This is a genomic window from Pseudarthrobacter raffinosi (assembly GCF_023913835.1).
Taxonomy (GTDB): domain Bacteria; phylum Actinomycetota; class Actinomycetes; order Actinomycetales; family Micrococcaceae; genus Arthrobacter; species Arthrobacter raffinosi.
Map to the genome: position 1 here is coordinate 222,395 of NZ_JAMXBG010000003.1, position 13,525 is coordinate 235,919.

At 66.7% G+C, this 13,525-nt stretch carries 12 protein-coding genes; 8 read left to right on the forward strand and 4 right to left on the reverse strand.

From position 1 onward, the window contains the following. Positions 1–83: 83 nt before the first annotated feature. A complete protein-coding gene (locus NG697_RS04670; protein ID WP_252601108.1) occupies positions 84–1,499 on the reverse strand; it encodes an NAD(P)H-quinone dehydrogenase in 1,416 nt (471 codons plus the stop codon). A gap of 128 nt (positions 1,500–1,627) precedes the next feature. Between NG697_RS04670 and NG697_RS04675 the strand changes: the two genes are divergently transcribed. Continuing rightward, positions 1,628–2,446, forward strand: a complete 819-nt coding sequence (locus NG697_RS04675) for a purine-nucleoside phosphorylase (RefSeq protein ID WP_252607839.1) — start codon at positions 1,628–1,630, stop codon at positions 2,444–2,446. A gap of 77 nt (positions 2,447–2,523) precedes the next feature. Here the strand turns inward: NG697_RS04675 and NG697_RS04680 are convergent, their stop codons facing one another. Then, complete coding sequence (locus NG697_RS04680) at positions 2,524–3,009, reverse strand: RrF2 family transcriptional regulator (protein ID WP_252601102.1); 486 nt, start codon at positions 3,007–3,009, stop codon at positions 2,524–2,526. A gap of 112 nt (positions 3,010–3,121) precedes the next feature. Here NG697_RS04680 and NG697_RS04685 point away from each other — a divergent pair, with 112 nt between their 5' ends. Beyond that, the gene (locus NG697_RS04685) at positions 3,122–4,891 is read left to right on the forward strand and encodes a phospho-sugar mutase (protein ID WP_252607838.1); all 1,770 of its coding nucleotides are present in this window, start codon (positions 3,122–3,124) and stop codon (positions 4,889–4,891) included. Positions 4,892–4,898: 7 nt separating this feature from the next. On the opposite strand, the gene nirD is transcribed toward NG697_RS04685, so the two are convergent. Next, positions 4,899–5,261, reverse strand: a complete 363-nt coding sequence (gene nirD / locus NG697_RS04690; RefSeq protein ID WP_252601097.1) for a nitrite reductase small subunit NirD — start codon at positions 5,259–5,261, stop codon at positions 4,899–4,901. A 263-nt stretch (positions 5,262–5,524) separates the two neighbouring features. On the opposite strand from nirD, the gene nirB reads away from it, so the two are divergent. The 6 genes from nirB to NG697_RS04720 all read left to right on the forward strand — a co-directional run bounded on the left by nirB (position 5,525) and on the right by NG697_RS04720 (position 12,599). Beyond that, the gene (gene nirB, locus NG697_RS04695) at positions 5,525–8,155 is read left to right on the forward strand and encodes a nitrite reductase large subunit NirB (RefSeq protein ID WP_252601094.1); all 2,631 of its coding nucleotides are present in this window, start codon (positions 5,525–5,527) and stop codon (positions 8,153–8,155) included. Between the two features lie 2 nt (positions 8,156–8,157). Further along, positions 8,158–9,192 (forward strand): uroporphyrinogen-III C-methyltransferase, encoded by a 1,035-nt coding sequence (cobA, locus tag NG697_RS04700; RefSeq protein WP_252601091.1) that lies wholly within the window; start codon positions 8,158–8,160, stop codon positions 9,190–9,192. 14 nt (positions 9,193–9,206) lie between these two features. Next, on the forward strand, positions 9,207–10,361 hold the full coding sequence (locus tag NG697_RS04705; RefSeq protein WP_252601088.1) for a uroporphyrinogen-III synthase: 1,155 nt from the start codon (positions 9,207–9,209) through the stop codon (positions 10,359–10,361). A 204-nt stretch (positions 10,362–10,565) separates the two neighbouring features. Beyond that, on the forward strand, positions 10,566–11,474 hold the full coding sequence (locus tag NG697_RS04710) for an FAD-dependent oxidoreductase (protein ID WP_252601085.1): 909 nt from the start codon (positions 10,566–10,568) through the stop codon (positions 11,472–11,474). A gap of 101 nt (positions 11,475–11,575) precedes the next feature. Further along, positions 11,576–12,301 (forward strand): deoxyribose-phosphate aldolase, encoded by a 726-nt coding sequence (gene deoC, locus NG697_RS04715; RefSeq protein ID WP_252601082.1) that lies wholly within the window; start codon positions 11,576–11,578, stop codon positions 12,299–12,301. Between the two features lie 52 nt (positions 12,302–12,353). Beyond that, complete coding sequence (locus NG697_RS04720; RefSeq protein ID WP_252601080.1) at positions 12,354–12,599, forward strand: SoxR reducing system RseC family protein; 246 nt, start codon at positions 12,354–12,356, stop codon at positions 12,597–12,599. A 103-nt stretch (positions 12,600–12,702) separates the two neighbouring features. Here NG697_RS04720 and NG697_RS04725 read toward each other — a convergent pair whose 3' ends face one another. Then, positions 12,703–13,524 carry a metal-dependent hydrolase gene (locus NG697_RS04725; protein ID WP_252601077.1) on the reverse strand — a complete coding sequence of 274 codons (822 nt, stop codon included), beginning with the start codon at positions 13,522–13,524 and terminating at the stop codon, positions 12,703–12,705. Position 13,525 lies beyond the last annotated feature (1 nt).

A 13,525-nucleotide genomic window follows, 5' to 3' on the forward strand; every position in this document is an offset into this window, starting at 1 on the left:
GGAGAATGCCAGCGATAGAGACTGCCGAGTCCCTCGGGTTTCGACAAGCTCAACCACCGGGGCTCGACCACCAGCGGGACCTGCTACATGTGGACGTGCAGGCGCCGGGCCGCTTCGGAGATGGACCCGCTCAGCGACGGGTAGACGGTAAAGGTGTTGGCGACGTCGTCGACGTGGAGCTTCTGGGTGACTGCAAGGGAAATGGCGAAGATCAGCTCGGAAGCGTTCGGCCCCACCACAACACCGCCAATCACGGTGCCGGAGCCCTTACGCGCGAAGATCTTGACGAAGCCGTCCTTGTGGTTGCGCATTTTGGCGCGGGCATTGCTCTTGAGCGAGAGTTTGACGATGTCGCCCTGGTATTTGCCGGACTGGATCTCGGCCTCGGAGACCCCCACATTCGCGATCTCGGGTGAGGTGAAGATGTTGGACGCCACCTGGTGAAGCTTGAGCGGCATAACGCTGTCGCCCAGGAAATGGGCGATCGCGATCCGGCCCTGCATTGCGGCCACCGAGGCCAAAGCCAGCACGCCGGTGCAGTCGCCCGCGGCGTAGATGTTCGGCGCCGTGGTGCGGGAGACGCCGTCGACCTTTATATGGCCGCTCTCGGTGAGGGCCACGCCGGCCTCTTCAAGGCCTATGCCGGCGGTGTTCGGGATGGAACCCACGCAGACCAGGCAGTGGCTGCCGGTGACTTTCGATCCGTCACCGAGGGTGACCACCACGCCGTCGTCGGTCCGCTCGACGGTTTCGGCACGGGCGCGGGACAGGACGCGCACACCGCGGCGCTCGAAGACTTCCTCCAGCACCTCCGCGGCGTCGGTGTCCGAACCGGGGAGCACCCGGTCGCGGCTGGAGATCAGGGTGACTTTGGAGCCCAGGCCGTTGTAGGCGGAGGCGAACTCGGCACCGGTCACACCGGAACCCACCACAATCAGTTCCTCGGGAAGCTCGTCAAGGTTGTAGATCTGCGCCCAGTTCAGGATGCGTTCCCCGTCCGGCCGCGCGGTGGGCAGCTCGCGGGGGTGCGCGCCGACGGCCAGCAGAATGGTGTCCGCTTCCACGATTTCGGTGCCGTCAGCGGTCAGGACCTCGATGGTGTGGTTGTCCAGGAGCTTGCCCGAACCCAGCAGGATGCGTACGTTCTGGTGCTCCAGCCCAGTGGAGATGTCGGTGGACTGTTGGCGGGCAAGGCCCAGCAGGCGGTCGTTAATGTGTTTGAGGTCGGCGCGCATCGCCGGCACAAAGTCGCCACCGTCGACGTCGAACTTCACTCCCAGCTCGCCCGCCTCACCGACGCGGGTCATCAGATCCGCCGTCGCGATCAGGGTCTTGGAAGGCACGACGTCGGTCAGCACGGCCGAGCCGCCCATGCCCGCGCGTTCGATGATGGTGACCTGCGCTCCCAGCGAGGCAGCGACCATAGCGGCTTCGTAGCCGCCGGGGCCACCTCCGAGGATTGCGATCCGGGGGGAGCTGAAATCAGGGTGCGTAGTCACAATCAACCATTCTCGCGCATCTGCGCAGGGACCACCAATAAAAGAGTGGCCCGTCACGGTGCCGTCTGCGGCCCGGCGCGACGCTGTTGCCACTGTGCACAGCGGCACCGGCACGATAACTTGTACCAGTGAGTAATACAGACTTCCAGAACACGGACCCTTTCGCCGCCGCGCGCTCCGCCGCTGAGTACATCGCGCAGGAGACCGGGGTGGACAATCACGACGTCGCGCTCGTCCTGGGCTCAGGCTGGGCTGAAGCCGCCGACCTCATCGGCGAGACCACGGCCACCCTGACCGCCGACACTGTCCCGGGCTTCCACGCCCCGGCCGTGGAAGGACATGTGGGCACCATCCGCTCGGTCCTTACCAAAGAGGGCAAACGCGCGCTGGTCCTGGGTGCACGGACGCACTACTACGAGGGCAAAGGCGTCCGCGCCGTGGTCCACGGCATCCGCACCGCGGCCGCTGCCGGCTGCAAGACACTGGTCCTCACCAACGGCTGCGGAGGGCTGAACGAAAGCTGGACGCCCGGCACCCCGGTGCTCATCAAAGATCACATCAACCTCACCGCCACGTCCCCGCTTGAAGGCGCAACGTTCGTTGATCTGACGGATCTGTACAGCTCGCGCATCCGTGCCCTCGCCCGTGAAGTGGACTCCTCGCTGGAGGAAGGCGTCTATGCCCAGTTCAGCGGACCGCATTACGAAACGCCGGCCGAAGTCCAGTACGCCAAGCGGATCGGCGCGGACCTGGTGGGCATGTCCACCGCATTGGAAGCGATCGCCGGCCGGCACGCAGGCATGGAAGTGTTCGGAATTTCGCTGGTCACCAACCTCGCAGCCGGCATCAGTGCCATGCCTCTCAGCCACCAGGAAGTCATCGGGTCCGGCCAGGCCGCCGGACCGCGGATTTCCAAACTGCTGGCTGGGATCATAGCCAAGCTTTAGGACAACGCGGGGTCACTAAGCGCCCAATGGAGGCTTTCCCATGGGCGTCTAGTGACCCCCCGTTGCTGTAGGGCTGGTCAGGTTCGCGGACCGACGAGCTGCAGGACGGTGGACTCCCGGGCCTCGGGAAACCGGCGCTCGATGGACTGGGCGATCCCGGCAATGCTCTGCCGGGACAGCTCAGTCCGCCAGGTGACTTCGGCGTGGCGCATGGTCTGCGAAATAAGGCAGGTGCGCGCGTAGTCGGCGTCCATGCTCCCGCCCGGGGCGTCCTTGGCGATGCCTTCGCACCGGAAGGCATGGTCATTTCCTTCGATGGCCAGGACCACGTCAAGGACGGAAATCCGCTCCGGACGCCTGGCCAGCGAGAATCCGCCCCGCGGGCCGGATACCGAGGTCAGGATCCCGGCCCGCACCAGCGCTTGGAGCTGTTTGTTCAGGTACGCGGCGGGAAGCTTGTAGAACTCTGCCAGCCGTGCACTGCTGACAGCCTCCCCCGGCGCGGTCCAGGACATGTTGACGCAGCTATGCAGCCCCCATTCAACGCCCTGCCCCAGTTTCATATTCGCGACATTACTTGTCCAGAAAATTTCCTGCAAGGATTTCGCTGCTTTCCGCTGTCACAGGCGAGTGTTCAGGCACAGTTCCTGAACCAATGACGATAGCGTTGACCGCATGACGTCCTCCGATGCCGCTTCCTTGTTCAGCCAAGCCCGCGAATGGGCGGCCAAAGATCCGGATCCCGCCACAGCCGCAGAGCTCACCGAGCTGCTGCAACTCGCGGAGGAGGGCTCCCCCGCAGCGTCACAGGAGCTGGCCGACAGCTTCAGCGGCACCCTGCAGTTCGGCACCGCAGGCCTCCGCGCCGCCCTCGGCGCCGGGCCGAACCGGATGAACCGCGTGGTGGTGCGCCGTGCCGCCACCGGCCTCGCCGACTTCCTGGTTGAGGCGGTGGGTGAAGCCGCCCCCGGGACCCGGCCACGCGCCGTCGTCGGCTATGACGCCCGCTATAACTCCGACATCTTCGCCGAGGAAACAGCGGCCATCTTTACGGCCGCCGGGATCGAAACGTTTCTGATGCCGTCTGCGCTGCCCACCCCGCTGCTCGCTTTCGCTGTGCGGGCCCTCGATTGCGACGGCGGTGCGATGGTGACGGCCAGCCACAATCCCCCGCAGGACAACGGCTACAAGGTGTACCTGGGCCGCCATGCCGTGGAGGACAGCGGCCGCGGTGCGCAGATCGTGGCGCCCTACGACGCCAGGATCGCCGCGCGGATCGATGCCGTGGGCGCACTGGAATCCATCACCCTTGCGGCGGACGGCTGGACTGTCCTGGACTCGTCGGTGGCTGCGGATTATGAACGCGCGACGGCGGCACTCGCCGATGCGGCCCGCTTCCCGTCCCGTGATCTGCGGATTGTCCTGACGCCCATGCACGGTGTCGGCGGCGAGACTGCCGTGGCGGTGCTGAATGCTGCCGGCTTTGCCGATGTGACCCTGGTGGCCGAACAGGCGGAGCCGGATCCCGACTTTCCCACGGTGAACTTTCCCAATCCGGAGGAACCAGGCGCCCTGGACCTGGCCCTGGAGACCGCCGCCCGCGTCGACGCCGATATTGTCCTGGCCAACGATCCGGATGCGGACCGCGCTGCAGTGGCGGCGAAAGATCCGGACACCGGCGCGTGGCGCATGCTGCGCGGCGACGAAGTGGGCGCGCTGCTGGGGGCACACATTGTGGCCCGGCTGGCGGCTGGCGCTGACGAAGCGTCCGGCAGTACGGTTGAAGCAGGCGGTGGTGACGGGGCCGGCGTCTTCGCCAATTCGATTGTGTCCTCGCGCCTGCTCTCCCGCATCGCTGCCGCGGCAGGCTACGCGCATGAGGAAACGCTGACCGGGTTCAAGTGGATTTCCCGGGTGCCCGGGCTGGTCTACGGCTACGAGGAAGCCCTGGGCTATTGCGTGGCACCTGGACTGGTCCGGGACAAGGACGGGATCTCCGCCGCTGTCCTCATCGCGGAGATGGCTGCCGCCGCCAAGGCGGTCGGGAAAACCATCTTCGACACCCTGGACGAGCTTTACCTTCAGCACGGGCTGCACGCCAGCGACCAGCTGAGCATCCGGGTGGCGGATCTGGGCCTGCTGGACGCCATGATGAACCGGCTCCGGGTGAGCCCGCCCGATTCGTTCGGTTCGTCCGCTGTTGAAACTTTTGTGGACCTGGCCGAAGGGAGCGAGCACTTGCCGCCCACCGATGGCCTGCTGTATCTGACCCGGGACGAGACCCGGGTCATCATCCGGCCCAGCGGCACCGAGCCCAAACTCAAGTGCTACCTGGAAGTCATCCTTCCAGTTGAGTCAGCGGCCGAGCTGCCGGAGGCCCGGCAGGCAGCCCGGACTGCCCTGGACAATGTGGTCGACGATGTCCGCGAGGCCATCGGGCTCTGACGGGTCGTTAGACCGCGACTTCGATGAAGCCGTCGGAAATGCGGGTGCTGAACGTTTCCAGGCGCACGGTGGCGGTTCCGAAGCATTCGCCGGTTTCCAGGTCGTAGACCTCTTTGTGCAGCGGCGAAGCGATGGTGGGGCGTGTGCCGCGTGAACCCAGAATGCCGCGGGCCATCACGTGGGCGCCGGTGGCTGGATCTTCGTGGGCCACGGCAAAAACCTCACTGGGGCCGGTCCGGAAGAGTGCCACCTGGCGGCCTTCAATGAGGGCTGCTTCGCCCCAGGCAAGCTCAAGCTCGTCTACGGCGCAGACCCGGTGCCACGTCGCGGTGTCGGCGGCGAGCGCCCCAAGTTCCAGTGTTGCCGTCATGTCCGGCTCCTCTCCCCGTGCTTGATTGGCCACCTTTATGGCCGTACCAAACAATTTAGGCAACGGGTGTTTCAAAGGCGTGCAGTGAATGTGTCCGGCGCGTAAAAGAGACCTCACCCGATCGGAAACGCGTTCGTGATGCAGAAGTTAAGCCTACGAAACAAAAGGGAAACTGAAGCGAAACTGCGACTACCTAGTCTGAATGCATACCTCGTCAGAGAAGGTCGCGGAATTCCGTCTGCGGCCCATGCGAAAGGCCCACAGTGACCGAACAGACTTCAAGCACAGAGAACACGCGCCGCATCGTCGTCGCCGGTGGCGGCCCCGCCGCCCACCGCTTCGCCGATGCCATGCATTCCCGTGGCCTCGAAGGCTGGCACGTCACGGTCCTCACGGAGGAAGCCCACCTGCCCTATGACCGGGTAGCGCTCTCCAAGGCCCTCACGGACACCGGTGTCGACCTGACGCTGGGATCCGCGTCGATGTGGGACCACGCTTCCCTGGAGCTGAAGACCGGCGAGCGCGTGGTGAAGATCAACGCCGAAGCCAAGACGGTGGAGACCGCCGCCGGCAACACCTTCGAATACGACGACCTGGTGGTCGCAACCGGCTCGAATGCCGCCCGCCTGCCCATCCCCGGCAACGAGCTCACCCACGTCTACCGCACGCTCGAAGACGTCTGGGCCATTAACAAGTCCATCACCGAGCTCACGGAAAAGCTCGGCCGCAAGGTCAATGCCGTCACCATCGGTGGCGGGCTCCTCGGACTCGAATCGGCCGCCGGCACGGAGCAGCTCGGCGCCACGCCGATCGTCATCGACGGTTCGCAGTGGCTGATGGCCACGCAGCTGGATGAAGGAGCGGGCCAGGCAATGGGCCGGCTCATCAAGGCCAAGGGATTCGAAGTCCACGGCGGCGTCTTCCCCTCCGAAGTCCTCTCCGACGACGAGGGCCAGGTCACCGGTGTCCTCATGGCGGACGGCCGCATCATCGACGCAGACATGGTGATCGTCGCCATCGGCGTCCGGCCCCGCGACGAACTCTTCCGCGCCGCCGAGGGCGACGAACAGGTGTTCAGCCTGGGCCAGCGTGGCGGTGTGGTCATCGACGACTCCTGCGCCACCGAGGTACCCGGCATCTGGGCCATCGGTGAAGTGGCCAACTTCGGAGGCATGTGCCTGGGCCTGGTGGCCCCCGCCAACACCATGGCAGAGATCGTGGCCGACCGCCTGCACGGAGGCGAGGCCACCTTCCCCGGCTTCGACACCGCCACCAAGCTCAAGCTCTCCGGCGTGGACGTAGCCAGCTTCGGTGACGGATTCGCCAAGACCGAGCACTCGCTCGAAATCGTTTACGCCGACCCCGCCCGCGGCGTCTACCAGAAGATCGTCACCACCGACGATGCCAAGACCCTCCTGGGCGGCATCTTCGTGGGCGACGCCAGCCCCTACACCAGCCTCCGCCCGCTCCTGGGCCGCGAACTCAGCGCCGAGCCCGGCGCGTACCTCACGGCAGCGGGCGGCGGTGAAGCCCCGGACACCGAGCTCCCGGACGACGCCATCCTGTGCTCCTGCAACAACGTCTCCGCCGGAACCATCCGCGACACCGTCAACGGGTGCGGTGCCTGCGACGGCAACGCCCCCGTCCAGGAGCTCGGCGAGCTCAAGGGCTGCACCCGCGCCGGGACCAGCTGCGGATCCTGCGTCCCGATGCTCAAGAAGCTGCTGGAAACCGAACTCACCAAGTCCGGCGTCGAGGTCTCCAAGGCACTCTGCGAGCACATCGAACTGTCCCGCCAGGAACTCTTCGACGCCATCCGCGTCCTGGAACTGACCTCCTTCGAGGAGATCATGGCCAAGTACGGCACCGGCGCCGGCTGCGACATCTGCAAGCCCACCATCGCCAACATCCTGGCCAGCCAGAACAGCGCCTACGTCCTGGACGCCGGCCGCGGCACCCTGCAGGACACCAACGACCGCGCCCTCGCCAACATGCAGAAGGACGGCACCTACTCGGTGGTCCCCCGCATCGCCGGCGGCGAAATCACCCCCAAGAAGCTCGGCGTCATCGCTGCCGTGGCCGAGAAGTACAACCTGTACACCAAGATCACCGGCGGCCAGCGGATCGACATGTTCGGCGCCCGGCTGGAAGAGCTGCCGGAAATCTGGAAGGAACTGGTGGACGCCGGCTTCGAATCCGGCCAGGCGTACGGCAAGAGCCTGCGCACCGTGAAGTCCTGTGTTGGTTCCACCTGGTGCCGCTTCGGTGTCCAGGACTCGGTGTCCATGGCCATCCAGCTCGAACTCCGGTACCGCGGCCTCCGCAGCCCGCACAAGCTCAAGATGGGCGTCTCCGGCTGCGCCCGCGAATGCGCCGAGGCCCGCGGCAAGGACGTGGGCGTTATCGCCACGGCCGACGGCTGGAACCTGTACGTCGGCGGTAACGGCGGCGCCACCCCGGCCCACGCCCAGCTGCTGGCCAAGGACCTCGACGACGAAACCCTGCTCAAGTACATCGACCGCTACTTCATGTACTACATCCGCACGGCGGACCGCCTGCAGCGCACCGCGCGCTGGCAGGAAGAGCTCGACGGCGGCATCAAGCACGTCGAGGACGTGGTGGTCAAGGACACCCTGGGCATCGCCGAGGAGCTCGAAGCCGCCATGGCCAAGCACGTTGACACCTACGTGGACGAATGGGCGGACACCCTGAAGGACCCCGAGCGTCTGCGCCGGTTCCGTTCCTTCGTCAACGCGCCTGACCAGAAGGATGACTCCATCACCTTCGTTTCCGACGAGCGTGGCCAGATGCGCCCTGCCACTGCGGAGGAAAAAGGCAAGGTCCTGATCGGCGCCTCCATCCCCATGCGGCCCCGCGCCGAGAACGAGGTATAGCCATGCAGCTCAGCATTGATCTCACCGGCCGCGAAGTCCTGGTCACCGGATCCGACCACGCCGCCCGCCAGGCGGTCCGCCGCTACGAGGCCGCGGGCGCCGTCGTCTACCGCCTCAGCACCCCTGCGGGTGCAGCGCATGACGGCCCGCTCCCCGAGCGTCCGTTCCTGGTCGCGGCGGTCGACGACGGCCAGCCCGGCTGGGAGTCCCTGCTCGAGCGCTGCGCCGCCACCGGCATCCCGGTGGCGGCCGAGCCGGCCGCCGGACCGGTCGGCCACGTCACCCTGGTGGGCGGCGGACCCGGCACCACCGAGCTGCTGACCGTCGCCGCCGTGAAGGCCCTCCGCGATGCGGACGTGGTGTTCTTCGACCGGCTGGCTCCCTGCCAGGACCTGCCGGACCTGACCTCCGCCGAACTGGTGGATGTGGGCAAGAAGCCCGGCCACCACAAGGTGGGCCAGGCCGACATCGAAAAGCTCATGGTCGAAAGTGCCCTCGCCGGCAACAACGTGGTCCGCCTCAAGGGCGGCGACCCCTACGTCTTCGGCCGTGGCGGCGAGGAAGTTGCCTCCTGCGTGGCGGCGGGTGTGCCAGTCCGTGTCATCTCCGGCGTCACCAGCGCGATCTCCGTGCCGGCGGCCGCCGGCATCCCCGTCACGCACCGCGAGGTCAGCCACATGTTCACCGTGGTCTCCGGCCACGCGCCGCTGACCGAAAAGGAACACACGCACCTGGTCGGACTGGGCGGCACCATTGTGGTCCTGATGGGCATCGGCACCCTGCACCAGCTCGCGGCCGGGCTCCGCAAAGCCGGTATGCGCTCCGATATGCCCATGGCCGTCGTCGAACGCGGTTACCGCCCCGGCCAGCGCACCACCATCGCGGACCTGGGCACCATCACCTCCGCCGCTGCAGGGTGCAGCAATCCCGCTGTGCTGGTCATCGGCGAGGTGGTTCGCGTGGCGGAAGCCAACCGCGGGCATGCTGAGGCCGCCGCCGACCTCGACCGGCTGGCGGCCTCGCTGCTCGGTTCATGAAAGGATTGACCCCCATGACCGCACTGGCACCCGCTGAACCTGCCCAGCTTGAAGAGACCTCCGGGCCGGAGGCTGCGGACTCCCCGCTGGAGGGCTTCCGCATCGGAGTCACCTCGCACCGTCGCTCCCGGGACCTCATCGAGGCCCTGGAACGCCGCGGCGCGGAAGTACTGCACGCGCCGGCCCTCAAGATCGCCCCGGTGCAGGAGGACATCCGCCTCATCGAGGACACCAAGGCCATCATCGACGCACGCCCGGACCTGTGCATCGCCACCACGGCGTACGGCATGCGCCGCTGGTGCGAAGCTGCTGATTCCTTTGGGATCGGTGAGCAGCTGCTGGAAACCCTCGGGGCCTGCCGGATGTTCGTCCGGGGCCCCAAAGCCCGCGGCGCCGTCCGCGCGGCCGGACTCGCCGACGTCGGAATCAGCAGCGACGAAACCACCGCAACGCTGGTGGATATGCTGCTCGCCGAAGGCGTGCGCGGCAAGACCGTGGCCGTGCAGCTGCACGGCTACACGGACGTCCGGCAGCTGGAACGCCTGCGGATGTCCGGCGCCACAGTCCTGACGGTCACCCCCTACCGCTGGGTAAAGCCCGACGGCGAAGACCGGCTTCCGCGCCTCATCGAGGCTGTGTGCAGCGGCAACCTGGACGTGCTCACCTTCACCAGCGCCCCCGCCGTCGACGCCATGTGGAGTACAGCCCACGAAATGGGCGTCTACAAGCAACTCATCGAAAGCCTCAAGATCAACGTCACCACGGCAGTGGTGGGGCCCGTCACGGCCCAGCCCCTGCTCGACGCCGGTATCTCGCCGCTCGTTCCGGAACGGTTCCGGATGGGCGCCCTCATCCGGCTGGTGTGCGAGCACCTCGCCCTGAACCACGTCCGGCGGCTGGACACCGCGTCCGGCAACCTTGAGCTGCGCGGCCGCAGCCTGCGGGTCGACGGAGCGCAGGTTGAGCTGGCCCCTGCGCCGCTGCTGCTGCTGCGTGCCCTCCTGGGGGCCGGTGGGGCCGTGCTTTCCCGGGAATCGCTGTCGGAGCTGCTCGAGCTGAAGGGCTCGGTCCACGCCCTGGACATGACTGTCAGCCGCCTGCGGTCATCACTGCCGGACGGCCGCCTGGTGGAGACGGTGGTCAAGAGGGGTTACCGGATCCGCGTCTAGGGACGCGCTCCGGCCGCCTTTGTGTCAGTCCGGAGCGCAGGGAGAGGTACGTCACGGGTTTTGTTACCGGCCGGTAAACGCTGGCGAACAAAGGGTGTTCTCCCAGCAACAGCGGGGAAACACGCCTGAAAAGCCCGCCGCCTACGCTGGGATTCATCACGAAGTCCCGGCCGCTCCAGCGGCCGCCAGCGAAAGGGCCAGCACATGTCCGCTCCGGCACCGTCCACCTCAGTTTCCCCGGCTCCGCGCATCGTCATCGCCGGGGCAGGGCCCGCCGCACAGGCGCTGGTCCGCCAGCTGGACGGTGCACGCTTCCGCGGCACCGTCACCGTCCTCAGCAACCGGGACGACGCTCCCGCCGAACTCCTGGAGCTCGCAGAGCTGCCACAGGTATCCGTCCGCTTCGGCCAGCCAGCGAGCTTCATCGACGCGGAGAACCGCTCCGTCACCACCGCCGACGGCATGGAACTGGGCTACGACGAACTGGTCATCGCCACCGGATCAGCGCCCGTCGCGTCCCCCGTGGCGGGCGCCGGCCGCTGCCTGAGCTACTCCACGATCGACGACGCCGCCCGGATCGGCGACGCCGTCAAGGAAGTGACGCGGGAACTGGGCCGGCGGCCACTGGGAATCCTTGTGGGAACCGGCGCGGCAGCGGGCCAGGCCGAAGCAGTGCTGCGGTCCCGCGGCGTCAGGCCCATCCGCACAACGGTCCGGCCGGCCGCCGTGGTGCACTCCATCCACGGCTCAGGCCTGACCGCCTCCGGGGTTGTCTTCGAGGACGGCAGCAGCATGAACGGCGACCTGGTTGTCCTGGCCGAAGAGCGGGTTGCCCGCGACGGACTCGCCGCCAGCGCCGGACTCGCCACTGCCCCCAACGGCGGAATCGCCATCAGCAAGGACTTCAGGACATCGGTCTCCGGCATCTGGGCGATTGGTGACGCCGCAGCGTTCGACGGCGTCCGGCTGGGACTGCTGGTCGCCGCGGCTTCTGCCGCCGGAGCCTGCGCCGCGCAGCTGATGACGGCTACATCAGCGGCGGAAAGCCTGGCAGCCCGCGTTGTGGAAGGCGTGACCACGGGTGTGGCGGAGCGCGTGCCTGCGGCCGCGTAAGCGTCCGCCCGCCGCGACACCCGCTGTGACAAGATGGTCACCTGAACAGCCACGCAGCGTGTGGCTCCGGCGGCCCACAAGGCCACATGGAAAGGACCATCATGAGCAACGCAGCCACTCCTGCCGACCAGACTGGAGCCGGTACGGTCTCAGCGTCGGGCAACATCGCTTCCTATATCGACCACACGCTCCTCAAGCCCGAGGCCAGCGAAGCGAAGATCCTCAAAGTGTGTGCCGAGGCTGCCGAGTACCACTTCAAGTCGGTCTGTGTGAATCCCGTCTGGGTCAAGACGGTCAAAACCGCGCTCAAAGGGTCCGGTGTACTGACGTGCTCGGTGATCGGTTTTCCCATGGGTGCCACGCCCAGCGACGTGAAGGCTTTTGAAGCCCGCGGCGCAGTGCTGGACGGTGCGGACGAAATCGACATGGTCATCAACATCGCGGCCGCCCGCGCCGGTGACAAGGGTGCGCTGGTGGACGATATCTCCGCCGTCGCGGACGCGGTTCACGCGGGCGGGGCCATCCTGAAGGTCATCATCGAAACCGCATTGCTCAGCGATGACCAGAAGGTTCTTGCCTGCCAGGCGTCCGTTGAAGCCGGGGCGGACTTCGTCAAGACGTCCACGGGGTTCAACGGCGGGGGTGCCACGGCCGAGGACATCGCCCTGATGCGCCGCACCGTCGGCCCCGATCTCGGCGTCAAGGCGTCCGGCGGCGTACGTTCCCTGGCCGATGCGCAGGCTATGATTGCTGCAGGTGCAACACGTATTGGTGCCAGTTCCGGCATCGCCATCGTCAAGGGTGAACAGGGTTCATCCGGCTACTGACGCCGGCCCGGAGCCGCCACAGTTTGAGCCCCGCGGGGCCGAGGAGGAACGAATGTCCAGCAAGACCACAGAGTCCGGCAACGCCACGGTACAGACCCCCCAGAACGAGAACAGCCTTCTGGGCAGCGTCCTTCTGTTTGTACCCATTATGGCGCTGTTCCTGGGCTCCATCTACTCCCTGTCCTTCCTCACGCTCGGCAACCCGTGGCCGATGGCCGCCTGCCTGGGCATGTTTTTCCTGGCGTTCTGGATCCCGCAGACCATCACCGGTCGCTCCGATTCAGCCGGCGGCAAGTAAGCACCCTCTGTTACTCAAAAGGCTGGGGCCCCGGATCATTTCCGGGGCCCCAGCCTTTTAAGTCACATACGCCTGGATACTGGCCGCTCGAGGACCGGCCGCGTCAGCCCGCGCCAAGCAGCCGGCTGACCGCGGTATTTCCGATCGCCATGGCGGCTGGGAAATGTGTTTTCGCCAACGACCAGGCCGCGACGCACATGCCCACCATCGCGTAGGCGCTGACCGGGATCAGCACCAGCCACTCGCGCCGGGAACCTGCGCTGCCCAGCAGCGGCAGGGAAAAGGCGCCGTTGGCTTTCCAGACGTCGTTGAGCACCGGCAGCTTCCGGAGGAACTTTGGTGGCTTGATGACGATCGGCCAGAGCAGCGGCACGCCCCCGGTGGTGATCATGTCCCCCACTATGTGGACCACTACCCCGCTCAGCATCGACACAGGCAGCCAGGTCCACTGCTCCGGCGCGAACCAGGTCACCAGTCCGGCCATGGCCAGGGCAAAGATCCAGTTGCTGATAAATCCCGACTTGGGAAACAGCTTCAGCGCCTTGGCCGCAATGTTGATCATGAACATGCACAGCAGGCCGGCACCCACGGACAGCAGGCCCCAGTCCGTCTGCAGCTGGAACTGCCCGGCCATCATGGCCAGCAGCACGAAGAACGCCGCACCGAGCACCGAGTGGGTGCCTTGCCGGTGTCCGCCGCTGGCGTTCTCAATACCCACGGCGATCAGGTTGGACAGCGGCGGCAGCGAGTTGGCCACGGTGCTGTGGCGGTGGTCCCAGTCGCACACGAGCGCTGTCCCCGCCGTCGCCATCCCGCCGATGAGGATTCCCGTGGCGTCCAGCGGATACCAGCCCAGCGTGTACGGACCCGTTGAGGCAATAGCTACCCACGCCGCGGCTCCCGACGCGGCGTGATGTCCTCCCATC